The organism is Corynebacterium ulceribovis DSM 45146, assembly GCF_000372445.1.
GTDB classification, from domain to species: Bacteria; Actinomycetota; Actinomycetes; order Mycobacteriales; family Mycobacteriaceae; genus Corynebacterium; species Corynebacterium ulceribovis.
Genome location: NZ_AQUY01000003.1, coordinates 14,566 through 37,333 on the forward strand (window position 1 = coordinate 14,566; position 22,768 = coordinate 37,333).

General features: G+C 58.3%; 22 protein-coding genes. 10 read left to right on the forward strand and 12 right to left on the reverse strand.

What is annotated here, in order from left to right; all coding sequences use genetic code 11:
* Positions 1 to 69 precede the first annotated feature (69 nt).
* Together dusB and phoU are read left to right on the forward strand one after the other, a co-directional pair.
* Positions 70 to 1,230: a tRNA dihydrouridine synthase DusB gene (gene dusB, locus A3EC_RS0108615; protein ID WP_018024780.1), complete on the forward strand. Its 1,161-nt coding sequence runs from the start codon at positions 70 to 72 to the stop codon at positions 1,228 to 1,230.
* A gap of 104 nt (positions 1,231 to 1,334) precedes the next feature.
* Complete coding sequence (phoU, locus tag A3EC_RS11895) at positions 1,335 to 2,081, forward strand: phosphate signaling complex protein PhoU (RefSeq protein ID WP_018024781.1); 747 nt, start codon at positions 1,335 to 1,337, stop codon at positions 2,079 to 2,081.
* A 106-nt stretch (positions 2,082 to 2,187) separates the two neighbouring features.
* Here the strand turns inward: phoU and pstB are convergent, their stop codons facing one another.
* From pstB to mshD, 5 genes are all read right to left on the reverse strand, one after another.
* Positions 2,188 to 2,964, reverse strand: a complete 777-nt coding sequence (pstB, locus tag A3EC_RS0108625; protein WP_018024782.1) for a phosphate ABC transporter ATP-binding protein PstB — start codon at positions 2,962 to 2,964, stop codon at positions 2,188 to 2,190.
* Positions 2,965 to 2,994: 30 nt separating this feature from the next.
* Positions 2,995 to 3,921 carry a phosphate ABC transporter permease PstA gene (gene pstA / locus A3EC_RS0108630; protein WP_425386774.1) on the reverse strand — a complete coding sequence of 309 codons (927 nt, stop codon included), beginning with the start codon at positions 3,919 to 3,921 and terminating at the stop codon, positions 2,995 to 2,997.
* Between the two features lie 8 nt (positions 3,922 to 3,929).
* On the reverse strand, positions 3,930 to 4,973 hold the full coding sequence (pstC, locus tag A3EC_RS0108635) for a phosphate ABC transporter permease subunit PstC (protein WP_018024784.1): 1,044 nt from the start codon (positions 4,971 to 4,973) through the stop codon (positions 3,930 to 3,932).
* Between the two features lie 112 nt (positions 4,974 to 5,085).
* Positions 5,086 to 6,198: a phosphate ABC transporter substrate-binding protein PstS gene (gene pstS, locus A3EC_RS0108640; protein WP_018024785.1), complete on the reverse strand. Its 1,113-nt coding sequence runs from the start codon at positions 6,196 to 6,198 to the stop codon at positions 5,086 to 5,088.
* Between the two features lie 224 nt (positions 6,199 to 6,422).
* The gene (mshD, locus tag A3EC_RS0108645) at positions 6,423 to 7,355 is read right to left on the reverse strand and encodes a mycothiol synthase (RefSeq protein WP_018024786.1); all 933 of its coding nucleotides are present in this window, start codon (positions 7,353 to 7,355) and stop codon (positions 6,423 to 6,425) included.
* Between the two features lie 63 nt (positions 7,356 to 7,418).
* Here mshD and A3EC_RS0108650 point away from each other — a divergent pair, with 63 nt between their 5' ends.
* Positions 7,419 to 8,240, forward strand: a complete 822-nt coding sequence (locus A3EC_RS0108650; RefSeq protein ID WP_018024787.1) for an LmeA family phospholipid-binding protein — start codon at positions 7,419 to 7,421, stop codon at positions 8,238 to 8,240.
* 26 nt (positions 8,241 to 8,266) lie between these two features.
* Positions 8,267 to 8,932, forward strand: coding sequence for a heme-binding beta-barrel domain-containing protein (locus A3EC_RS0108655; RefSeq protein ID WP_018024788.1), 666 nt, complete (start codon positions 8,267 to 8,269; stop codon positions 8,930 to 8,932).
* A 3-nt stretch (positions 8,933 to 8,935) separates the two neighbouring features.
* On the opposite strand, the gene A3EC_RS0108660 is transcribed toward A3EC_RS0108655, so the two are convergent.
* A complete protein-coding gene (locus A3EC_RS0108660) occupies positions 8,936 to 9,796 on the reverse strand; it encodes an aminodeoxychorismate lyase (protein WP_018024789.1) in 861 nt (286 codons plus the stop codon).
* Between the two features lie 54 nt (positions 9,797 to 9,850).
* Here A3EC_RS0108660 and ygfZ point away from each other — a divergent pair, with 54 nt between their 5' ends.
* Both ygfZ and A3EC_RS0108670 read left to right on the forward strand, forming a co-directional pair.
* Entirely contained in the window at positions 9,851 to 11,011 is a 1,161-nt protein-coding gene (gene ygfZ, locus A3EC_RS0108665) for a CAF17-like 4Fe-4S cluster assembly/insertion protein YgfZ (protein ID WP_018024790.1), read from the forward strand.
* Positions 11,012 to 11,259: 248 nt separating this feature from the next.
* Positions 11,260 to 11,451, forward strand: coding sequence for a DUF3073 domain-containing protein (locus tag A3EC_RS0108670; protein WP_018024791.1), 192 nt, complete (start codon positions 11,260 to 11,262; stop codon positions 11,449 to 11,451).
* Between the two features lie 140 nt (positions 11,452 to 11,591).
* Here A3EC_RS0108670 and purM read toward each other — a convergent pair whose 3' ends face one another.
* The 4 genes from purM to A3EC_RS0108690 form a co-directional block, all read right to left on the reverse strand.
* Positions 11,592 to 12,674, reverse strand: a complete 1,083-nt coding sequence (purM, locus tag A3EC_RS0108675; RefSeq protein WP_018024792.1) for a phosphoribosylformylglycinamidine cyclo-ligase — start codon at positions 12,672 to 12,674, stop codon at positions 11,592 to 11,594.
* A 32-nt stretch (positions 12,675 to 12,706) separates the two neighbouring features.
* Positions 12,707 to 14,212: an amidophosphoribosyltransferase gene (gene purF, locus A3EC_RS0108680; protein ID WP_018024793.1), complete on the reverse strand. Its 1,506-nt coding sequence runs from the start codon at positions 14,210 to 14,212 to the stop codon at positions 12,707 to 12,709.
* A gap of 82 nt (positions 14,213 to 14,294) precedes the next feature.
* Complete coding sequence (locus A3EC_RS0108685) at positions 14,295 to 15,059, reverse strand: VIT1/CCC1 transporter family protein (protein ID WP_018024794.1); 765 nt, start codon at positions 15,057 to 15,059, stop codon at positions 14,295 to 14,297.
* Between the two features lie 8 nt (positions 15,060 to 15,067).
* Entirely contained in the window at positions 15,068 to 15,442 is a 375-nt protein-coding gene (locus tag A3EC_RS0108690; protein ID WP_018024795.1) for a sterol carrier family protein, read from the reverse strand.
* A gap of 158 nt (positions 15,443 to 15,600) precedes the next feature.
* On the opposite strand from A3EC_RS0108690, the gene A3EC_RS11900 reads away from it, so the two are divergent.
* Positions 15,601 to 16,563, forward strand: a complete 963-nt coding sequence (locus A3EC_RS11900; RefSeq protein WP_018024796.1) for an acyl-CoA thioesterase — start codon at positions 15,601 to 15,603, stop codon at positions 16,561 to 16,563.
* A 49-nt stretch (positions 16,564 to 16,612) separates the two neighbouring features.
* Here A3EC_RS11900 and A3EC_RS0108700 read toward each other — a convergent pair whose 3' ends face one another.
* Positions 16,613 to 17,089, reverse strand: a complete 477-nt coding sequence (locus tag A3EC_RS0108700) for a DUF3817 domain-containing protein (RefSeq protein WP_018024797.1) — start codon at positions 17,087 to 17,089, stop codon at positions 16,613 to 16,615.
* Positions 17,090 to 17,260: 171 nt separating this feature from the next.
* Between A3EC_RS0108700 and A3EC_RS0108705 the strand changes: the two genes are divergently transcribed.
* The 3 genes from A3EC_RS0108705 (at position 17,261) to A3EC_RS0108715 (ending at position 20,309) form a co-directional block, all read left to right on the forward strand.
* On the forward strand, positions 17,261 to 18,148 hold the full coding sequence (locus tag A3EC_RS0108705; protein WP_018024798.1) for a potassium channel family protein: 888 nt from the start codon (positions 17,261 to 17,263) through the stop codon (positions 18,146 to 18,148).
* A gap of 398 nt (positions 18,149 to 18,546) precedes the next feature.
* The gene (locus A3EC_RS0108710; protein ID WP_018024799.1) at positions 18,547 to 19,638 is read left to right on the forward strand and encodes a sensor histidine kinase; all 1,092 of its coding nucleotides are present in this window, start codon (positions 18,547 to 18,549) and stop codon (positions 19,636 to 19,638) included.
* A complete protein-coding gene (locus tag A3EC_RS0108715) occupies positions 19,635 to 20,309 on the forward strand; it encodes a response regulator transcription factor (protein ID WP_018024800.1) in 675 nt (224 codons plus the stop codon). Before A3EC_RS0108710 ends, A3EC_RS0108715 begins: the two co-directional genes overlap by 4 nt.
* Positions 20,310 to 20,382: 73 nt before the next feature.
* Here the strand turns inward: A3EC_RS0108715 and purL are convergent, their stop codons facing one another.
* Positions 20,383 to 22,740, reverse strand: a complete 2,358-nt coding sequence (gene purL, locus A3EC_RS0108720) for a phosphoribosylformylglycinamidine synthase subunit PurL (protein WP_018024801.1) — start codon at positions 22,738 to 22,740, stop codon at positions 20,383 to 20,385.
* Between the last annotated feature and the right edge of the window lie 28 nt (positions 22,741 to 22,768).

Consider the following 22,768-nt stretch of genomic DNA (forward strand, 5'->3'; position numbering starts at 1 on the left):
GTTCTCCGTTATCACTGTAGTCGCCGTCACGATGTGATCTTTTGGCACGTCAGGGTGTTGAATAGGGACGTGCTTCGTATTGGTCCATTTGATTTGCCGTCACCTGTCGTTCTTGCCCCGATGGCTGGGGTGACGAACGTCGCGTTTCGCGTGCTGTGCCGTGAGCAGGAACTCGCCCGCACCGGGACGGTCTCTGGCCTGTACGTCTGCGAAATGATCACCGCCCGCGCACTTGTGGAGCGCAACGAGAAGACGCTGCATATGACGACGTTTGATCCGCAGGAGAATCCGCGGTCTATGCAGCTGTACACGGTGGACCCGGATTACACCTACCGCGCCGCGAAAATGATTGTCGACGAAGACATGGCGGATCATATTGATATGAACTTTGGTTGCCCGGTGCCGAAGGTGACGCGTCGTGGTGGCGGCTCTGCCCTGCCGTATAAGCGTCGGCTATTCCGCAATATTGTTGCTGCCGCGGTGCGTGCGACGGAAGGCACGAATATTCCGGTGACGGTAAAATTCCGCGTAGGCATCGATGATGAGCACCATACGCACTTGGATGCTGGGCGGATTGCTGCGGAGGAAGGTGCTGCTGCGGTGGCGCTCCATGGTCGCACTGCTGCACAGCGTTATTCCGGTCAGGCTGATTGGTCGCAGATTGCGCGGCTGAAGGAGCATATGGGGGCGCATGGTTTCGATGACGTGCCGGTGCTGGGCAATGGCGATATTTTCGCGGCGTCCGATGCGCGTCGGATGATGGATCAGACCGGTTGCGACGGTGTGGTGGTCGGCCGTGGCTGCCTGGGTCGGCCGTGGCTGTTTGCGGAGTTGTCCGCGGAGCTGCAGGGCAAGGAGGTGCCGGCGCCGCCGACGTTTGCGGAGGTATGCGACATTATGTACCGCCATGCCGAGCTGATGTGCGCTCATGATGGTGAATACATTGGCACTCGTGAGCTGCGCAAACACATCAGTTGGTATTTGCGTGGTTACCCGGCTGGTTCGGGTCTGCGCCGTTCGCTGGCGACGGTTGAGTCGTTGGCGCAGTTGCAATCTTTGCTTGATGACGTTCGCGACTCTGAGGTGGCCACTGCGTTGCCGAATGATGCTGATGGCCCGCGCGGCCGTCAAGGTTCGGCTGGGAAGGTGACGTTGCCGGAGGGATGGCTGGATGATCCTGAGGATGAAACGGTGCCGCATGCGGCGGACATTATGAGTTCTGGCGGATAAATCAACGCCACGCAGCACGGACTGCACCATGGGCACTGCCGTCATTTTCGTTGTGCCCTGCGGTTATTGAGCGAAACACTACTTCTGTCACTAGACTTAGGCGCATGCGTACGGTCTACCGTGAAAAGATGGCTAACTTCTCGCATGACCTTGTGGTCATGTGCGATTTGATCCACGAACAATTGTCCAAGGCCACTTTCGCGCTGCTCGAATCAGATTTGCAAGCTGCTGAGGACGTGATTTCCTCCCGCGAACAACTCGAAGCACTACAAGACCAAGCCGATTCCCGCGCCTACAATATGTTGCTGCTGGAGGGCCCTGTCGCCCGTGACCTTCGTCAGCTTGTCTCTGGTCTCTATATTGTCCAGGACTTGGCGCGGATGGGTCAATTGTCGATGCATATTGCTGAAGTGGCACGCCGTCGGCACCCGAAGCCAGCGTTGCCAGATTTCATGCATGCTGACTTCGCACGGATGGCTGCTGTTTGCGACGATATGGCAAACCGGATGCGGCAGGTTCTTCTGGAATTTGACCCAGCGTCGGCGCTCCAGTTGGCGGTTGATGATGATGAAGTCGACGCGCTGCATCAGGAAGTTTTCGGGAAGACTACCCGTCAGGAATGGCTGGGCACCACTGTTCAGGCCGTTGACGTGACCTTGTTGTCTCGCTATTTCGAGCGGTTTGCGGATCATGCTGTTGAGGTCGGTGCCCGCGTGGTGTACCTGGCGACTGGTTACCGCCCTGCTGATTACATCCCGCAGGTCAAGGACCCGGAGCAGGCCCGCTTGATCAACATGCACTTCGAGACGCTGGAGCGGCAGTTCGGTCCGCTTACTGACGACGACGCGTAGGTCCGCGCGAAGTTTTCCTAGGAACGCGTAGAGCCTTGCCGCCGGGATTAACCCCGAGCAGCAAGGCTCCTTGTCTTACGCGGAACGCGGTGGAAAACCGGCTGGTTTAGCCGAACTCACCGGAGATGTAGCGGCGAGTGGTTTCGTTATCTGGGTTCGAGAAAATCTTCTCGGTTGGGCCAACTTCAATCAGCTGACCTGGCTTGCCAGTTGCTTCCAGGGAGTAGAAAGCGGTCTGGTCAGCAACACGCTGCGCCTGCTGCATGTTGTGGGTCACGATGACGATGGTGAACTCTTCCTTGAGTTCGTGAATCAAGTCTTCGATAGCCAGGGTGGAGATTGGGTCCAGAGCGGAGCATGGCTCGTCCATCAGCAGAACTTCTGGCTCGACCGCGATGGCGCGGGCGATGCACAGGCGCTGCTGCTGACCACCGGACAGGCCGCCACCTGGCTTGTCCAGGCGGTCCTTAACTTCTTCCCACAGGTTTGCGCCACGCAGGGAACGCTCGCAGATTTCCTTCAGCTTCTTCGAGTTCTTTTCACCCGACAGCTTCAGACCAGCGACGACGTTTTCTTCGATGGACATGGTTGGGAATGGGTTTGGCTTCTGGAAGACCATGCCGATGGTGTTACGCACGGACACTGGGTCGACCTTAGGGCCGTAGATGTTCTCGCCGTCCAGCAGAATCTCGCCGGTTGCGTATGCGCCTGGGGTGACCTCGTGCATGCGGTTCAGGCAGCGCAGCACCGTGGACTTACCGCAGCCGGATGGGCCGATGAAGGCGGTCACGGACTTTGGCGGGATGGTGAGGTTGACGTCTTTAACAGCGTGGAAGTCGCCGTAGAAAATGTCGACGTCTTTGAGTTCAAGGCTCTTAGCCATTGTTCAATGTCTCCTGATGTGGTGGGACGGTTAGTGGGTCTTAACCGAGAACTTCGCCGAGATAACCCGGGCGGCAACGTTAATGAGGGCGATGAGGAGCACCAAGGTCAGAGCTGCACCCCACATCTTGTCAGCAGCTGGGCCGGTGGTACCGGACTTGTACAAGTCCAGCATCATCAGCGGCAGCGAGGACTGCGACGCACCAAATGGGTTCCATTCGATGCGGTTGACGGTAGAAACCAGAATCAGCATTGGTGCGGATTCGCCCATCACACGTGCGATAGCCAGCATGATGCCGGTCACGATGCCGGACAGGGCGGTTGGCAGCACAATCTTCGCAATGGTCTTCCACTTCGGCACACCCAAAGCGTAGGAAGCTTCACGCAGGTCCTGCGGCACAACACGCAGCATTTCTTCGGTGTTACGCACCACGATTGGCACCATCAGCAGCACCAGTGCCAGCGCCACAGCGAAACCGGAACGCGACTGGCCAAGCAGCACAATCCACAGCGAGTAGATGAACAGCGCAGCAACGATGGAAGGCACACCGGACAGAATGTCCACCATGAAGGTGGTGATTTTGCCCAAGCGGGAGTTACCGGCGTATTCAACGAGGTAAATCGCCACGAAGATACCGATTGGAATGGAGAACACCGATGCGGCAACAGCCTGCACCAGGGTACCGATGATGCCGTGCAGCGCACCGCCACCTTCGTCACCGTAAAGAATGCGGAACTGAGACTTGGTCCACCAGTCAGCGGTGAACACGACACCGGAACCACGGATGAGCAGTTCCACGAGCACCCACACCAGAGGAATGAAGGCCAACGCCATAGCGGCGTACACGATGACCGTCATGAAGGTGTTCATGGACTTGCGGCGACCGGAAATGTCGGTGAACGCCGACTTAGTAGCCGCTGGCTTCTGAGTAGTTGGAGTTGCAGTAGTCATTGTCACTTCCTCCCTTATGCCGATGCCTTGCCGACCACGGCACGAGCTGCGGCGTTAACAATGAAGGTCAGGAAGAACAGGACCAGACCGGCGGACATGTAGGCACCAGCCATGAGGTCATTGTTGAATTCCTGTGCGTGCAATGCAATGTGAGTTGCGAAGGTGTTACCACCGTCGAAAAGCGAACCGGTGAAGGCCGCGGACGATGCAATCACCATGTAGAGCGCCATCGTTTCACCCAGCGCACGACCCAGGCCCAGCATGGAGCCAGAGATGTAACCGGACAGGCCGAATGGCAGCACGGTCATGCGGACAACTTCCCAGCGGGTAGCGCCCAGTGCCAGTGCAGATTCGATGTGGCCCTTCGGGGTCTGAACGAAAACTTCACGCGCGGTGGACGCGATAATTGGCAGAATCATAATTGCCAAGACGATGCCACCGGTAAAGAGGTTACGAGAGGTCGAGAAGCTTGGGGAGTTTTCGTGCAGTGCGAACAGCACGAAGCCACCAGCCCAGCTGTTAATCCAATCGTAGAATGGGCCCAGGAATGGACCCAAGACCATGAAGCCCCAGATACCGTAAACAATCGACGGGACTGCAGCTAGCAGGTCAACGAGGAACCCGAGTGGGCGGACCCAGCTCTTCGGGCAGTAGTTCGACAAGAAGATAGCAATACCAAGGGCAATTGGCATTGCGATGATCAGTGCGACCAACGACACGGTCACCGTGGTGAAGAACAGGTTCGGAATACCGAACTGCATTGCCGTGGTATCGGCGAGGTTCCATTCGCCACCATAGGTGAAGAAGTTGGCGTCATTGTTCATCAAAGATGGCACCGCACGCATCAGCAGGAAGACGCCGACTGCAGCGATGATGATGGTGACAAGCCAAGAAGAACCAACGGACAGAATCTGGAAGACCCGGTCACCTGGGCGAATCACGCCAGCGCCAGTGGTGGTGGCAGTGGTTTGCGTTTCCTTCGTCGGAGACGGGGTGCCGGTGGCCATCAGCATCGGTTCTTTTTCCGCTACTGCTTCACCGGGTTGTGGGCTAGTCATAGCTCCGTATCCTTTGTTGATATTGGTGAAAAGTGATTGCACACTAAAGACCCCCGAGCGCCGTTTGAGTCACTTCGGGGGTCCTAATTAGGCCGAAGCCCAAGTGCAGGAGTTACTTAATGGCGTCGACAGCCGCAACCAGCTTGTCCTTGTAAGCGCCCTTAACTGGGATGAAGCCCAGCTCGGACAGCTTGTCGGTCTGACCCTTTTCCAGAGCGATGGTCAGGAAGTCCTTGACCATGTCGCGGGTGGTCTCGTCGTAGCCAGCGGAGCAGACGATTTCGTAGGTGGTCAGAACCAGTGGGTATGCACCCTCGGTGTCCATGGCGAACAGAGCCTTGGAGTCGATGACCATGTTGTGGGAGTCTTCTGGAGTCTTGTACTTCAGGTTTTCCAGAGCAACACCGACGGAGTCAGCGTTCAGAGCAACTGGGCCGTTACCGAAGTCGATCTCAGCAACGCCGAGGTCCTTTTCGGTTGCGAAGCCGGACTCAACGTAGGTGATGGAGTTCTTGGTTGCTGCAACCTGGTCAGCAACACCGGAGGAACCGGAAGCACCGGAGCCAGCGCCTGGGAAGACCTTGGATGGCTCGTGTGGCCATGCGTCACCGGCAGAAGCCTTCAGGAACTTCTGGAAGTTGTCGGTGGTGCCGGACTCGTCGGAGCGGTGAACAACGGTGATGTTCTCGGAAGGCAGTTCAACGCCCTCGTTGAGCTTCTTGATTGCTTCGTCGTCCCACTTCTTGATCTTGCCGTCGAAGATTTCAGCGATGACTTCTGGGGTCAGAGCCAGCTTGTCGACGCCTTCCAGGTTGTAGGCAATCGCAACTGGGCCGATGACCATTGGCAGGTGCCATGCTTCGTTGCCACCGCAACGCTTTGCAGCTGGTTCGACTTCTTCGTCCTTCAGTGGGGAGTCGGAGCCACCGAAAGCGACAGTGCCGGCGGTGAACTGCTTGACACCAGCACCGGAGCCGGAAGCGTTGTAGGACAGTGCAGCGCCGTCAACGTTCTCGGAGTAGAGCTGGTTGAAAAGGTCCATAGCCTTCTGCTGGGAGGAAGCGCCCTCGCCAGTCAGCTGGCCGGAAGTACCGGACAGGTTCAGGTCGGAAGCGGACTTATCGTCGCCGCCGTTGCTGGTGTCCTCAGAGCAAGCAGAAAGGACGAGGGAGCCTGCTGCGACAAGGCCAATCAGGCCTGCAGTGCGCTTGAAGTTCGGGTTCACGTTTTCCTCCGTGTAAGACAAGTTGAGTATGAACATTCGTTCACGCGTCAGCTAAGAAACTTAACGAACCCGGGTGTCTACTAAGCACAATCAAGGTTAATTTAAAGTGAATTAGTAGGTCGATTAGGTCACTTCCACTTTAAATAGGGCTAATTGACCACAGACCAATCTGAGAATTAGCTTTAATTTCTTATGTTCTTCACTTTCAGTTTGCCCGCGAACAGCTACTGGACGTAGGTACAGTCGCGGCGACTGATGATAAATCCATTATTTTCGTAGCTTCGCACCGCCGCTGCATTGTCGCCTTCGACATACAACACGATCCGGTCCAGCCCGCCCTGCTGCAGCCGAGCCATCCCCACTCGTGTCAGCCACGAACCAATTCCCCGACCCCGCGCAGCATCGGCAAGCCCAATGACATACACCTCGCCAAACGGCTTTCCATCCGACCCAGCATCCGCCGCATGCCGCTTCAACCAGTGAAATCCCAGCAACTCCTGAGTACCTTCCTGCCACACCAGCAACACATCGGAGGCGTCAAACCACGCGGTGTCCCGCCCCTGGTTCAAATCCGCCAGCGACCATCCACCCTGCTCTGGATGCCAATGGAAGGCCTCGTTATTGACCTTGAGCCATTGCTTATCGACGAAATCAGCGCCCCAACGCTCGGCAGCCGCCGGCCAGCTCAGTAGCTCCACTCCCGCTGGGGTCTCCCCCACCTCGACGGGTACGCTCAGGTCCCGCGACATCTGCAGCAATTCGCGTTGCTTGCGCATGCCACGAGTTGCCGCCAAGCTTTGCGCGGCAGCGATATCCCCATGCGCCCAGACTTGAGCGCCATCAGAGCTGGCCACCACATCTAACAAAATAGAGCCCAGCCCACGACGTCGAAAAGCGGGGTCGACCACCAACTCAGCCGACACGGGGGTGCCCGGCGCGATCGCAAGGATCGCTGCCACCGGCGCTGTGCTCTCCGGGTTGATGACCGCGCCATCGGACGCCAACAAAATATGGCGGTGCCGCAGCGCAGGCTCCGTGAGGCCACGCAGAAATGCCTCCGACAGCGGCTCCACTCCGTCCTGCTCAGCGGCGCGGGCACACAGCTGCGCAATCTCCTCGGCCCGGGCCGGCGCAACAGATTTCCAATTCACAGTCATATGGAGACTCCCTTTTCGAAGCAGCAATTAACCCATGTCTGGTCTATAGGTAACAATAGAGCTGTGACTGAATCCTTTATCGACCGCCACCGCACCGTCGTCCGCAGCATCGTGGCATTGTGTTGCGTTGTTGGACTGGCAGTGCTCGCAGATTTCGGCGCCTGCATGGTCGCGGAATATCGGATTGCGCGGCAGCTACGCACCGAAGCGAACCTCCCCACCGACCCTAAAGTGCAGGTACATGGGTTTTTCGTGTCGCAGTACTTCACTGGCAATATCCGTGCCATCACTGTCCGCACAACCGACCTGAACGCCGAAGGATTCGGGCTGGTTTCGGTGACTTCATCCGCAGAACACCTCAAAATCACCCCAAAACAGCTGCTGAGCGGCAAGTATGACCACGCGCCGACGAAAAGCTACCACTCCACGCTGCGGCTGGACGGTGTCGCGCTCGGCAAACGGCTCGGCATGACCGACCTGATTATTGCCAACCATAAAGACATGTCCCCGCTCGGACAATGGGAAACCGAAGCGGACCTGACCGGCACAGTGGACGGCTTCGAGGCACCCGCAACGGTCCATGTGCGACTGCGGATTGACAATGGCGATGTCTGGCTGCTGCCCGAATCAGTTATTTCTGGCCCGGTAGACCACAAATCTGACGTGGAAGCACCAGCCACGGAGATTCCAGCGGACGTACAAAAGGAACTGATGGAGGGCTTCAAGCTCACCCTCATCCCGGGGCTGCTGCCGCTGCGCACGCCGCCGACCCGCATCTATGTCACTGGCGGCATGGTCAATATTCAGACGGAAGAGCTGTGGACCAAAACCAGCGTGTCTGATTTGGCGCCCCAGTCCAACGACGACGAGACCAAAGACCAATAGCGCCCGTGCATCGGTAAGATCGGGGTATGACTGAGCCAGACTCCAACACCACCCCGGAATCACAACCCCTGTCTGAGCTACGCCTTGATGGCTCGGAAGCAGTGAATGTTGCAGCGGAAACCGCTAAGCACACTGCTTCTCGGAATATCGAGGAGCTCGAAGGGCTACCGATTCCCGCCGATACCGCCAACCTTCGGCAGGGCCCAAATATTTCGGATGCGCTGCTGGCGCTACTGCCCCTCGTCGGTGTCTGGCGCGGCAAAGGCCAAGCCTCCACCCACGTGGACGGCGAATACAACTTCGGCCAGCAGATTATCTTCAGCCACGACGGCGAGGACTACCTGAAGTACGACGCCCGCTTCTGGAAACTCGACGAAGACGGCAAACCAACCGGCCCAGACCTGCGCGAAACTGGCTTCTGGCGCATCAATGACAAAGACGAAATCGAGTTCACCTGCTGCCACTCCACTGGTGTGGTGGAGATTTACTACGGCGAACCAGTCACTGAACGCGCCTGGGAACTGGAGGCCGGCTCCACCTTGGTCACCGCCACTGGCCCAGCAAGCATTGGTCCAGGCAAACGTCTCTACGGTCTGATGCCGAATAATGACCTTGGCTGGGTGGATGAGCGCCGCCACGGCGACGAGTATGTGCCGCGGATGTCGGCGCAGCTGCAGCGCTGGGCTGGTTAACCCCTATTCGGTCGCCAGGGCCGCGGCGACCAGCTGCTCAATAGCTGAGTCATCGGTGCGTTGCGGCAATGCGGCACCGTCAATTTCCACGACCCGTGCCGCCAGCCGCACCGAGCTGACCAGCCACACGCCGTCCGCAGCGAGCAAGTCTGCCACCGTGAGCGACGTTTCCACGCATTCCCAGCCTTGGTTGCGGGCTTCCGCGAACAGTGCCGCTTGGGTGGTTCCGGACAAAATACCTTCGCCGGGGGTTGGGGTGAGCAGGGTTCGACCGCGCACCGCGATAACGGTGGAGGTCGGCCCTTCCAACACGTTTCCTTCCGCGGAAATAAAAATCAGGTCGTCGAGGCCATGTTCTTTCGCGTAGCGCAGCGCCGCCATATTTGCCGCGTAGGACAAGGTTTTCGCGCCAATAAGCGCCCACGGCGAGGTATTGCCGTAATCGATGGAAAAACCTTTCTGTGCGGTCATCACCCGGAGCCCCGCCCGCTCCTGCTGGGTTGCTGACAGCGGGTTGAGCATAATGAACCCGGTTTGTTGCCCCGTCGATTCCCGACCACGGCTGTACACCCACCGCATGGATCCGTCGTGGCTGCTACCCCACTGCGCGAGCGCTAGTTCGGTGGCTTTGTCCCACCGTTCCAGGTCTGGGGCCGGAAGGTTGAGCATCTGGGCGGAGCGTTGGAATCGGGTGCGGTGCCGTTCGAGGTTACAGACATGCCCGTCGCGCACCAGCATGGTTTCAAATACCCCGTCGCCACGGACTGCGGCGAGGTCATCGGCGTAAAGCAGAGGCTGGTCTTCGGGGTGCAGAGTCGGTTCTGGGGTGTAGACGTTGACCAGAACTTGCGGTGGAGTGTTCATGTCTTAAATCTTACGACGCTTCACTGTGACAGAAATTGTGACTAGAGTCGTGGTGTGACCAATTCTGATGTCAGCCCGATTTTGTCCTCGGTCGCCGGTGCGATGTCCCGCACCCCTGAGCCACAGAGTGAAGCTGAAACTGCTTCTGGCACTCCTAGTTTCGCCGATTCCGTCGCGTGGCATTATGGCAATCCCCTCACGGAGCAACGCATTGTAGAAACCGGCGTGGGCGTGGTCGATTTATCTTTCCGCCGCATCATCGCGGTGACGGGCCCCGAACGCCTGACCTGGTTGAACACACTGTTGTCCCAGGAACTGGAGACGCTGCCCGATGGGCACTCCACTCGCGCGTTAAACCTGGATGCGCAGGGCCATGTCCTCGACGAAATCCGCGTGACCGAGCTCGATGGTACGGCGTACCTTGAGGTGGATCGCGGCGTCGATAAGCTCCTTACTTTTCTCACTCGGATGATCTTCTGGTCGGATGTCCAGGTGGAGCTGACCGACCTCACGGTGCTGGCGCTGCTTGGGTCCGGGGTTGGGCCGAATGTTTCGGAGTTCGGGGGTTTGGCATTGCCGTCTGCCGTCGATTCCGCTGTTCGAGTGCCGACGTGGCCAGAGGGTTTCATCCGCCGCGTCGCGGGCCCGTCAGCGGGTGCGGTGGAGCTCATTGTGCCGCGCGGTCAGTTGGTGGCGGCGTTCAATGGGCTTATTGACGCAGGGGCGCAGCCGCTCGGTTTGCTGGGATATGAGGCAGAGCGCGTTAATTGGCTCAAACCAATTGTTGGTGTGGATACGGATGAGCGCACCATCCCGCATGAAGCGCCATCGTGGATTGGCACAACCGCCGAGCGTGGGGCTGTTCACCTGGATAAAGGCTGCTACCGCGGACAGGAGACCGTGTCGCGAGTGCACAACTTGGGCCGGTCCCCGCGCGTGCTGGTTTTGCTGCATTTGGATGGTTCCGCGCCGGAGCTACCAATTGTTGGGGCTGCGGTTACTGCCGGCGGCCGGACCGTCGGGCGTTTGGGGTCGGTGGTGCAGCATATGGATTATGGGCCGATTGCGTTGGCTCTGATTAAGCGGGCTGCGGTGGTTGCGGCGGAGCTGACTGTCGGTGATGTGTCCGTGCAGATTGACCCAGCAACAATGCCTGGCGAAGAGGCGGAGCGGCCTGGTCGGGTGGCTATCAATAAGCTCCGGGGCCGTGGTTAAACCCGGTTAGTGAACTTTGTGACGAAACGCGGGTGCGGATCCGCAATTTTTTGCAGCCCCCGCGTCGGTTTTATTCCTGCTGGTTAAGCTAATTTCGCCGAACTTTTTAGCCCTAATTCACTGCGCAACCTGCTCGTTGCGGAATTTTTCGTGGCAATTGGCTATTGTGTGTGACAGGAACAAACTAATCATGAAAACGAGGGGCAGCCGAATTCCCGAGCTCCCCGATACACCAAGGGGGTCAGGCCATGGGTCGCGGCCGTGCTAAAGCAAAACAGGCTAAGATTGCTCGTCAGCTGAAGTACCAGTCTCCAGAAATGGACCTCGAACGTCTGCAGCGCGAACTTCGCGGTGAAAACGTCGAGGACGACAACAACGACGAATACTCGGAGTGGGATGAATACGGCTATGCAGCCGACGACCACAACGACTGGCGTTGACTCTGTTCAACTACCGTTTGAGTACACCAGCGCGTAGGCGCTGAATGTTCTGACACGAAAAGCTGTGCCGAAGGTTTCTTGAAACCACTCGGCACAGCTTTTGGTGTTGTCGGGGCAGCCCAGTGGCGGGCCAGTCGTGCTTAGTAGCGCGGGTGGCTACCGTCGAGGATGACGCGGTCTTCCTCACCGGCTTCCGCACGGCGCACGGTGCCCAGCTCCCACGCATCGATGTGGCGGGCAGTCAGCAGTGCCAGCGCACGGTCGCGATCCTGTGGCGCCACAATCGCAATCATGCCAACGCCCATGTTGAAGGTCTTCTCCATCTCAGCCTGCGACACCTGGCCGAGGTCCTGGATGGTGCGGAAAATCTGGCCTGGGGTCCATGTGCCGCGGGAGAGCTCAGCGACGAGGCCTTCTGGCATCACGCGGGCGAGGTTTCCAGCCAATCCGCCGCCGGTGACGTGGCAGAATGTCCGCACGTCCGTCTCGGCAACCAGTTCCAGGCAGTCCTTGGCGTAAATGCGGGTTGGTTCCAGCAGCTCTTCGCCGAGAGTGCGGCCAAAGTCTTCGACCTGTTCGTCTAGGCGCAGACCAGCCTTCTCCAGCAGCACGTAGCGTGCCAGGGAGTAGCCGTTGGAGTGCAGACCGGAAGAAGCCATCGCAAGGACAACGTCACCGGCGCGGACGCGGTCTGGGCCCAATAGGTCTTCGGCTTCCACGACGCCGACTGCGGTAGCGGACACGTCATATTCACCTGGTTCCATCAGGCCAGGATGCTCTGCGGTTTCGCCGCCGAGCAGCGCGCAACCGGCCTTCTTGCAGCCTTCTGCAATGCCGGAGACGATCGATGCGACGTGTTCTGGCACAACTTTGCCAATGGCAATGTAGTCCTGCAGGAACAATGGTTCCGCGCCGCACACGACGAGGTCGTCGACAACCATGGCGACGAGGTCTTCACCGATGGTGTCATGCTTGTCCATTGCCTGCGCAACAGCAAGCTTCGTACCAACACCGTCGGAACCAGCAGCCAACAGTGGTTCCTTGTACTGGCCCAATGCGAACAGACCGGCAAACCCGCCGATACCGCCACGAACCTCAGGTCGAGTCGCGGCTTTCGCAAGTGGCGCAATCAGTTCTACGGCACGGTCACCGGCTTCAATGTCGACACCTGCGGCGGCGTAAGACGCGCCCTCTGGCTGAGCAGCGTCATTGTGTTCGGTCATTAGGTTTCATTCTCCTGTGTGTTGGTTGGTAACTAGTTCTTGCCCTGCATGCGGAGTACCGCAGCCGCATTGGCATTAGCTTGCGGCAGTCCGAGTGGGTAATCGCCGTCGAAACATGCACAGCACAGTTCCGAGCGCTTCTGCTGCGAGGCCTCCACCATGCCGTCGATGGATACAAAGCCCAAGCTATCAGCACCAAGTACTCCAGCGAGGACCTGTGCAACGTCCTGTACCTTGCCTGGTACACCGTTGGCGATGAGTTCACCTGGGGAGGCAAAGTCAATGCCGTAGAAGCACGGCCACTTCACCGGCGGCGACGCAATGCGCACGTGCACCTCTGCGGCGCCAGCTTCCCGCAACATGCGGATGAGGGCACGCTGGGTGTTGCCACGCACAATCGAGTCGTCCACAACGACAAGGCGTTTACCGGCGATGACTTCCTTCAAAGGATTCAGCTTCAGGCGGATACCCAACTGGCGAATAGTCTGCGACGGCTGAATGAAGGTTCGGCCCACATAGCCATTTTTGGTGAGGCCTTGGCCGAATGGGATTCCCGATTCTTGGGCGTAACCAACTGCTGCTGGTGTACCGGATTCTGGCACTGGAATGACCAAATCGCCCTCGGCCGGAAATTCGCGAGCCAGTTGACGGCCAATGTTCACGCGCACCGCGTTGACGCTGCGGCCGCGGATGACGGAGTCAGGGCGAGCCAAGTAGACGTACTCGAAAATGCAGCCCTTGTGCTTAGTCTCCGCAAAACGTTCCGACCGCACACCGGTGTTATCGATGGCGACCAATTCGCCTGGTTCAATCTCACGGACAAAAGATGCACCGACGATGTCAAGTGCACAGGTTTCCGAGGCAACAACCCAGCCTCGCTCCAATCGGCCCAAGGCTAGTGGGCGGACACCATGCGGGTCGCGGGCTGCGAAGAGGGTTTCACCATCGGTAAAGGTCAGGCAGAAGGCGCCTTCAATGGTTGGCAGCAGTCGCATAGCTGCGGCTTCAATGTCACCGTCAGCGGCTTCGTGCGCCAGCAGCGCGGTGATGACATCAGAGTCTGATGGGTCAAAGTCACGGTTGACCAGACCCAAGTCGTGGGCGCGGTCAGTTAGATCAACGTGGTTAATCAGGTTGCCGTTGTGTCCCAAGGCTAGGTCTTTGCCGCATTCGGTGGTGCGGAACATTGGCTGGGCGTTCTCCCAGCTGGCGCCACCTGCGGTTGAGTAGCGGGTATGCCCGATGGCCACATGGCCTTTCAGGGCGTCTAGTGTTTGTTCGTCGAAAACTTGGCTGACTAGACCCAGGTCGCGGTAAACCAAGATTTGGTCACCGTCACCGACACCAATACCGGCGGCCTCTTGGCCACGGTGTTGGAGCGCAAATAGGCCGTAATAAGTTAGCTTTGCGACGTCTTCGCCGGGTGCCCAGACCCCGAATACACCACATTCTTCACGTGGTTGGGTTTCCCCTAAGTCATCCAGTGGGCCTGCGGCGCTGGATTTGCGGTTGGTCGGGCAAGTGAAATCGTTAGCCACGCCATAAAGGATAGTCGGCAACTACCGCATTACCCAACCTACCGACAGCATTGGGGCTATAAATTCGCCTGCGCCCGGTCGATTAGCCGGCTACCGAGGTGCCAAATAGCCAACCAATTCCGAAGGTCACGGCCATAGCGAGGGCACCGCCGACCATCAGGCGGAGCATGGCACGGCCTTGACCAGAGTCACCAATGGTGGCAGAAACACCGCCAGTCAGAGCCAGCGCCACAAATAGACCAATCAGGATGGCCGGAGTGGCAAAAGACAACGGGGCCACAATCACCGCAAGAAGTGGAATTGCCGCACCAACAATGAAGCTGACTGCCGAAGAAAACGCTGCTGCCCACGGGCTAACAATGTCCTCGCCGTCAAGCCCCAGCTCCAGCCGCAAGTGAGTACGCAGCAAGTCACTACTTTCCATTTCCTGCGCAGCAGTGTTAGCTGTGGCTTCACTCATGCCGTGGTCTTTCAGAATCTCCACCAATTCTTGGTGTTCTTCTTCTGGGTAGTTCTCCAGCTCCCACTTCTCTTTGGCAATCAGTTCGGTTTCGGAGTCTCGCTGCGCGGAGACGGACACATACTCGCCTAGCGCCATCGACACCGCGCCCGCAGTGACCGCTGCTACGCCAGCAGTAATGATTTCTTGATGGTCAGCACCGGCCGCAGCCACGCCCATCACCATGCCGGCGGTCGACACAACACCATCGTTGGCGCCAAGCACACCGGCGCGCAACCAATTCATCTTTTGCTGTACTGCCCCGCCATGCTGCTCTTTGTGCGAAGCACCATCAGAGGCACGCCGCTCACTCGACTCCGCAGGTTTCTTCGGTTCTGGGGTGGCCATGTCGTCTCCTAGATACTCACCAGCGGCAAATACTCCGCAACCTCCGCGGCTTGGGTGCCGGAACATTCCAGGTCAGCGTCTTGCCACGACTGCCGACCAACAACGAGTAACAACCAGTTACGCGCATCCATTTCCACCACATTGGGTGGCGTGCCTCTAGTATGCGTTGTCCCGGCGATACATTGCACGGCAGCGTATGGCGGAATCCGCACTTCCACAGCATGACCCGGCGCGATCTGCGCCAGCGTTTGTGCGCTCGCCCGTACTGCTGCAGCTAGAGCTGACCGAGACGGTTTTTCGGCCACCGATTCGTCAACAAGCAACCAATCGGACACCGCAACAATTGCCGACCGCAACTGGTCGGCGCTGACCTTTTTCGCCATGCATCAAGGGTGCCATAATCGCGGGGTGCAGTATGTGGGCGATCACATCGAGCAGGGTGGTGTCTGAGAATTATCAGCAAAGTAGCGGCCGCGGCGTGACGAAGGCTACTAAGGTCGAAAGAGTGTCACAGCCTAATTCTTCAATAACTCTGCGTTTCATGGCCGCCCCAACCGACGTGCTCTTCAACGACCGCCAAGGAGTCCACGGCGGGCGCGTACTGCAATGGATTGACAAGGCAGCCTACGCCTGCGCAACCGCGTGGTCCGGCCGTTACTGCGTCACCGCCTACTTCGGGCACATCCACTTCAACCGGCCAATCCCATCCGGTCACATTGTGGAAGTGCGCTCGCGGATTGCGCATACGGGCCGCTCCTCCATGCACATTATTAACGAAGTTTTTGCTGCTGACCCACGCGACGGCGTGTTCAAACGCACCTGCGACTGCATCGTCATTTTCGTGGCAATGGGCGACGATAAACGGCCAACTGCTGTGCCGAAGTACGTCCCAAAGACTGCCGAGGAAAAGCAGCTCGAAGCCGCCGCCTTGTCCCGTATTGACCTGCGCAAAGACATCGAAGCGGAGATGAGCAAGCAGATCTACACCGACGCCGGTACTGCGCCGAAAATTATTAACCGTTTCCTGGCCAAGCCAACTGACGCGAACTGGGGCGGCAATGTTCACGGCGGCAACGTCATGGAATGGGTCGATGAGGCCGCTACCGCAGTGACCATGGGCTGGACTGGACGGCACACCGTGGCCGTCTACGCCGGCGGTTTTCGGTTCTACAAGCCGATCCACATCGGCGACCTGATTGAAGTCGAGGCACGACTGCTGTACACCGGCGAACACGCCATGCAACTCGGGGTGCTGGTGCGTTCCGGCGACCCACTGAAGGGCACCGATAACCTGCAGAAGGCCCTGCATTCCTGGATTACGTATGTTGCGCTTGATGACGATGGCAAGCCTCGTCCCGCGCGGCAGTTCTTCCCGCAAAACGACGAAGACCAGGCGCTCTGGAACCACGTGCTACACCTGCGTGAGCTGCGTAAACAGCACAACCCGATTCCGCTGATCGAACAGCCGGCGGACTGGAATAGCTTCGGATATACGCCGATGTAGTTGCTGGCTCAGAGTTGACCCCGGTCTAACTCAGGGCTGCCCTAGGGCTTTACTCGAAGAAGCGACCCCAGGTGTTTGGTGGGCCCATAGTGACTAGGATGCCGAACACGACGGCGATACCGACCAGCGCGATGACGACGGCGAGGATTGGGTTGCGCAGCACCCAGGCCATTGCCTTTTCGACGAAGGTCTCTGGGGTGTCGCCACCTTCACGGAATCGCCACTCGCCTTCGAGGATGCCTTTCTTCTCCACAGAGCGCTCGAATGGCACGGTGCAGTAAGGGATGATGGTGGAGAACAGGCCGAGCAGACCGGTCTTCAGTGGCCAGCGCTGGTTAATCCACACGAAAATGGTGGTGACGCCGTAGGACAGGAAGACGAAGCCGTGGATGGAGCCACCGACGGTGGTTGCCCACTCGAGGCCGGCGGCGTACTTCAGGATCATGCCAAGAATCAGCAGGGTCCACGTGACCATTTCTGCTTTGGCCAGGGTTGAGTAGAGCTTCTTTGGGCTGACCGAATTCATTGGCCCGGAGTCTCCTTAAAGAGGTGGTGGATATCGACCACACAAATGTACACCACCTTAGTGACAAACTGTCACTTCGTGATTCGTGGGCTACTGGGAGGCTATTAGCGGCATGTGAGTGCTCTTCCCCATATGCGGACAGGCGAGCCCTGCTTTGTAATAACTGCCCGCATGAGCAATTCCGCTACCGAGACAGACCACAGCTCCCCGGCCTCGCCACTCGAGGTCGATGCGCTGCCGTTTCCTCAAAAAGCACTGGTGGTGACACGGGAGCTCTTCTTCCCGCATGTTGCGGCCGACGCACCAGCGCGAGAAAAGTGGGAACGCCGCGTCGAAGGCCCGATGTTCCTGATGTCCCTGCTCTTCCTCGTCTTCTTCGCGTGGACCGTACTGGAGACCGGCGACACCGTCGGGTCGTCCATCGCAAGCGTCGGCATGTGGACCATGTGGGGCGCATTCCTGGTGGACTATCTAGTCCGGCTTTTCCTCGCCGAGAACCGATGGGAATGGTTCTGGCGACGCTGGTGGGAATTCGCCCTGCTGGCGCTACCAATTTTCCGGCCACTACGTGTGCTACGCATCGTGCCGACCTTGGTGCTGCTACAGCGCTATTCCGCCGCTAATAGGCGCGTCAGCGTCGCCATGTACACGATTGTGGCCACCATCCTGATGATTCTGGTTGCGGCGATCACCATTTTCGACGCCGAAGCGCCACTGGCGGAAACACATGTTGACGATTTTGGAGACGCACTCTGGTGGGCGCTGACCACCGTGACCACCGTCGGTTACGGCGACATTGCACCAATCAGCCCGCAGGGCCGGATTGTGGGCAGCGTGCTCATGCTCTGCGGCATTGCGATTGCCGGTGTGGTCACTGCAATGGTGTCGGCCTGGCTGGTCGAACAGGTGCAAAATGACGCCACCGACGCCGAAACCAAGCTGGATGACGGCAGGCATCACGAAATGATGGCCGTGATGTCCGAAATGCGGGCGGAATTGGCAGATCTGCGCGCGGAGGTTAAGGAGCTTCGGGCGGAGCAAGCCGCGGACCACGGTTAGTCGTGGCGATCCAATTGACCCATGTCCCGACTATCAGTCCACACGCAATAGCCAGTACCAATTCGACCATCGGGCGCCCACTGCTACCGAACCCTGCAACGTAGGCGCCGAGCGCACCTCCGACGGATACCAAGTAGATCGCAGGCCGCGCCCATCTCCCTATGGTTTGCTTCTTGTCGTCCATTTCTCCTCCATAAAGCCATATCGTGGTATCACTTACGCTACGCATAGGTCTCCACCCCGGGCCATCGCTCGACTGCACTTCTACTTTTGACTACCCCGGATTCCTCACTGACAAGGTCCGACCAAACCTCCGTGAGGTAACCAAAGGTAGAAGGCTTGGTGAAAACAGAGCTCACATGGTGAATTAGAGGAAACAAGGAGATAGCAGACTTAATATGAGCTCGTTGGGCATGACTTTAAAGAGAATCGCCAGCAGTTTTCGCGGACAAATTGAACTGTGGTTTGGAGCTGGCTTCCTTTGTCTAGCCATTGCTGGCGGCTTGAGCATAGACAATCTCGAATGGACCACCGTTGCTGCCGGGGTGCTACTACTCGCTGCAACCCATTGGGCGTTATCCAGTGGAATCAGATCCGCCGGAATGACCGCGTGCATCATCTCTGGTCTTTTCATCACCGACACTGAAACCGCCGCCTTCGTTGCACTGCTCAGCTTTCTGGTATTAGAAGTGCAGATACTCCATGCCCATTGGCGGGCAGCGGAGATAACCTCATTGGCCATTGGCCTATGGTTTATTTTTGGTTCCCCGCTCGCTCCATGGCAGTTCTCTGATTTTGGGCAAGCACTCGTCGGGGCTCTCGGAATTTCACTCGCTGTAAGTGTCGGGCTTGGCCGACGACTATCGCGCATTCAGAAGCGACAAGCGGCACTTGACCACCGGCTGTTGCAAAAGAATCTACAGATCGATCTTGCGCGCCGTCTCCATGACAGCGTTGCCGATTCCCTGACCCGAATCGTACTTCTTTCGCCTGAACAGCCCGATATCCAGCGGGAGGCCAGGCAAGGAATTAGGTCTTTGCGAGAAGTCATCGCGCAGTTACGTATTGCCGCCCCCGAGAACGCCGACGAACACGGTTTGAAGGATTGCCTTGATGTCGCTTTGGGCGAATTGAAGAAGCTTGGACTCGAGCCGGAGTTGGAGATTGAGGGGAATCTGGACGTCATCATCTCCAGCGAATCAGAGCGTGCACTGAGGGAAGCGTTCACCAATGTGCTCAAGCACGGGGCCAAACCAGTGCGAGTGTTCATTGAAACCGATGCGTCAAAAGTCAATGCGTTCATTGTGAACGGTATCCGCAGCGAATCTAGACTCCCGATGGACACCACTGGAATGGGTTTGGCTTCAATCGAAAGGCTTGCTCAAGAAGCTGGCGGGTCAGCTCAATTCACGCACAAGAATCAAACTGCGCGTGTTGCGTTGGAGCTTCCGATTGTCACGAAGACTGTGACAGGGCGTGTTGCCGAATGAGCAAGACTTCACTGCTTATCGTCGATGACGATCCCGTCGTTCGCCAGATGCTGCCCGCATATTTCAATCGCGAAGAGTTCGATATCATCGGCGTTGTGTCCTCCGCGGCGGAGGCTCTGAACATTCTAGCTACAAGACATGTGGACGTAGTTCTTACTGATATTCGAATGCCACGAATGAGCGGTGTGGATTTGGCCCGCGAAATCCGCCAGCGGATGCCTCGAGTCAGAGTTGTCGCAATCACTTCCTTTGATGAAGACGAATATGTAGTCGAAGCACTACGCGCAGGCACAAACGGAATTGTTTTAAAATCTGCGCCGCCCGATGTCATTACGGAGGCAGTTCTAGCCACAGCTAAGAACCAGGCGTATATCGAACCAGTCATGGCACAACGCTTAGGTCAATACCTAGCTCCGGCCACCAAAGAAAGTGCACTGGTCAGTTCCTATGCGGACCAGGCCATTCAACCACCCGAACTCACTGCGCGCGAAAGCGAAGTCCTTAATTTGCTCCTTGACGGGCTCAGTAACCAGGAAATTGCTCTTGAATTGCGGGTTTCGATTGCCGCCGTCAAAAAGCATATTGCTGCGCTGTTCGTTAAATACGGTGTCCAGTCAAGGTTGAAATTGGTCATCGCTGCGTTGCGTACCGAAAACACAGAAAAGCCCTAGTCAGAGAAGGAAATCCTGCCTGACTAGGGCTTTAGCTATGCGCAGTCAATAGCGGCTAGCCACTACTCCGTTGCTACTCCACAACGGAGTTGGCGCCTGCTGCGTTGCCGAAGAGTTCCGGCAGGGTCGAGGTCCAGGCCTCGGCAGCTTCGGTCACTGGGATGCTGAAGTCAATAACATCACCAGCAGCGGTTGCGCCGGAGACGTCAATGGTGGCAGTACCGTCATCGACGCTGGTAACCCGACCAATGCGAGCAGCCTGGATACCCAAGTCTGCAGCCAGAGCCGTCACAGCTTCCATGTTTTCCGATGGCACTGCGACCAATGCTCGAGAAGCAGATTCAGAGAACAGTGCGACGAATGCGTCGGCATGCACCTGGGTCAGCTCCACCTGCAGGCCGACACCGGACTGCACGGCAGCTTCCACCAGTGCCTGCGCCAGGCCACCTTCGGACAGGTCGCGGGCTGCGGAAATCAGACGAGCGGAATCGGAAGCACCGGCTTCGACCTGGGAGGTGAAGAACTTCGACAGTTTCTCTTCGTTTTCCAGCTCAACCTGCGGCGGCAGACCGGCTAGCGCACCGTGAGCAACCTGCTGCCAGATAGAGCCGCCGAGTTCATCTTCGGTTGCGCCGAGCAGCACCAGCTCTTCGCCTTCAACAGTGCCGAGTCGGTTGGAGAACGCGCGGTTCACATCGTCAACAATGCCCAACACGGCAATGACTGGGGTTGGCAGGATTGGTTCTTCACCGGTCTGGTTGTAGAAGGACACATTGCCGCCAGTCACTGGGATCGACAATTCCTTCGCGCCATCAGCCAAGCCGCGAACCGCTTCGCGGAACTGCCACATGACATCTGGGTTCTCCGGGGAACCGAAGTTCAGGCAGTTCGATACCGCGAATGGTTTCGCACCGGTTACCGACACGTTGCGGTAGGCCTCGGCCAGCGCCAGCTGGGCACCCATCCGTGGGTCCAGCTTGGTGTAGCGGCCGGAAGCGTCGGTGGACACGGCAATGCCGCGGCCGGTTTCTTCGTTCACGCGCAGCACACCAGCGTCGGAGTGCTTAGCGGCAACGGTGTTACCGCGGACGTAGCGGTCGTACTGTTCGGTGATGAACTGGCGGGAGCACAGCGCTGGCGATGCCGCCATCTTTAGCACGGTCTCGCGCAGCTCTTCCGCAGATTCTGGGCGGTCCAGCTCCGGCGCAATCTGCAGCGCGTCCTGCCACTCTGGGCGTGCCCAAGGACGTTCGTACACTGGGCCTTCATCAGCGATGGTCTTCGGTGGGGCGTCAACGACAGTCTTACCGAAGTGCTTGATGACGAGGTGGTCGCCATCGGTGACTTCACCAATGTCGGAGGCAATGACATCCCACTTGGCACAGATAGCCATGAATTCATCCATGTCTTCTGGCTTCACCACCGCGCACATGCGCTCCTGCGATTCAGAGGACAGGATTTCGGCGGCGGACATATTTTCCGCGCGCAGGTGAACGTTATCCAGGTTCACTTCCATGCCACCGTCACCGGCTGCAGCAAGCTCGGAGACCGCGCAGGACAGGCCCGCGCCGCCGAGGTCCTGAATACCAACGACCACACCGGCCTTGTACAGGTCCAGGCAGCATTCGATGAGGACCTTCTCAGCGAACGGGTCGCCCACCTGCACGGCAGGCAGTTTGCGCTCGGCGCCTTCTTCGAAGGTGTCGGAGGCAAGGACGGAGACACCGCCGATGCCGTCGAGGCCGGTGCGAGAGCCGAAAAGCACCACACGGTTACCGGTACCGGAAGCAAACGCTAGGTGCAGATCTTCCTTCGGCAGCACGCCCACACACAGCGCGTTGACCAGCGGGTTGCCTGCGTAGGACTCGTCAAAGACGGTTTCGCCGCCAATGTTTGGCAGGCCGAGGCAGTTGCCGTATCCGCCAACACCGGAGATGACACCCGGCAGCACGCGCTGAGTATCCGGTGCGTCCGCTGGGCCGAAGCGCAGCTGGTCCATGACGGCAACTGGGCGGGCACCCATGGCCATGATGTCGCGGACAATGCCGCCAACGCCGGTTGCGGCGCCTTGGTATGGCTCGACGTAGGAAGGGTGGTTGTGGGATTCGACCTTGAAGGTCACTGCCCAGCCGTCTCCGATGTCGACCACACCGGCGTTTTCGCCGATGCCGGCCAGCATCTTCGACTTCATTTCGTCGGTGGTGGTTTCACCGAAGTAGCGCAGGTGCACCTTGGAGGATTTGTAGGAGCAGTGCTCCGACCACATGACGGAGTAGACGGCCAGTTCTGCGTCGGTTGGGCGGCGGCCCAGGATGTCGCGGATGCGCTGGTATTCGTCTTCCTTCAGGCCCAGTTCCGCCCACGGCTGTTCCAGGTCCGGGGTGTTTTTGGCATTGTCGACGGTGTCGTCGTGTACCTTGTATTCGCTCATTGAGTGAACCTATTTTCCTTCCGGCTGG

Bases quoted from the DNA above. Each gene is read 5' to 3' on its own strand.
- mshD (WP_018024786.1), bottom strand. From the start codon at position 7,355: ATGACTGTGAATTGGAAATCTGTTGCGCCGGCCCGGGCCGAGGAGATT.
- A3EC_RS0108655 (WP_018024788.1), top strand. From the start codon at position 8,267: ATGACTGAGCCAGACTCCAACACCACCCCGGAATCACAACCCCTGTCT.
- A3EC_RS0108715 (WP_018024800.1), top strand. From the start codon at position 19,635: ATGAGCAAGACTTCACTGCTTATCGTCGATGACGATCCCGTCGTTCGC.
- A3EC_RS0108685 (WP_018024794.1), bottom strand. From the start codon at position 15,059: ATGGCCACCCCAGAACCGAAGAAACCTGCGGAGTCGAGTGAGCGGCGT.
- A3EC_RS0108670 (WP_018024791.1), top strand. From the start codon at position 11,260: ATGGGTCGCGGCCGTGCTAAAGCAAAACAGGCTAAGATTGCTCGTCAG.
- A3EC_RS0108700 (WP_018024797.1), bottom strand. From the start codon at position 17,089: ATGAATTCGGTCAGCCCAAAGAAGCTCTACTCAACCCTGGCCAAAGCA.
- A3EC_RS0108660 (WP_018024789.1), bottom strand. From the start codon at position 9,796: ATGAACACTCCACCGCAAGTTCTGGTCAACGTCTACACCCCAGAACCG.
- phoU (WP_018024781.1), top strand. From the start codon at position 1,335: ATGCGTACGGTCTACCGTGAAAAGATGGCTAACTTCTCGCATGACCTT.
- purM (WP_018024792.1), bottom strand. From the start codon at position 12,674: ATGACCGAACACAATGACGCTGCTCAGCCAGAGGGCGCGTCTTACGCC.
- A3EC_RS0108705 (WP_018024798.1), top strand. From the start codon at position 17,261: ATGAGCAATTCCGCTACCGAGACAGACCACAGCTCCCCGGCCTCGCCA.
- purL (WP_018024801.1), bottom strand. From the start codon at position 22,740: ATGAGCGAATACAAGGTACACGACGACACCGTCGACAATGCCAAAAAC.
- pstC (WP_018024784.1), bottom strand. From the start codon at position 4,973: ATGACTAGCCCACAACCCGGTGAAGCAGTAGCGGAAAAAGAACCGATG.
- pstB (WP_018024782.1), bottom strand. From the start codon at position 2,964: ATGGCTAAGAGCCTTGAACTCAAAGACGTCGACATTTTCTACGGCGAC.
- A3EC_RS0108690 (WP_018024795.1), bottom strand. From the start codon at position 15,442: ATGGCGAAAAAGGTCAGCGCCGACCAGTTGCGGTCGGCAATTGTTGCG.
- A3EC_RS0108710 (WP_018024799.1), top strand. From the start codon at position 18,547: ATGAGCTCGTTGGGCATGACTTTAAAGAGAATCGCCAGCAGTTTTCGC.
- A3EC_RS11900 (WP_018024796.1), top strand. From the start codon at position 15,601: ATGGCCGCCCCAACCGACGTGCTCTTCAACGACCGCCAAGGAGTCCAC.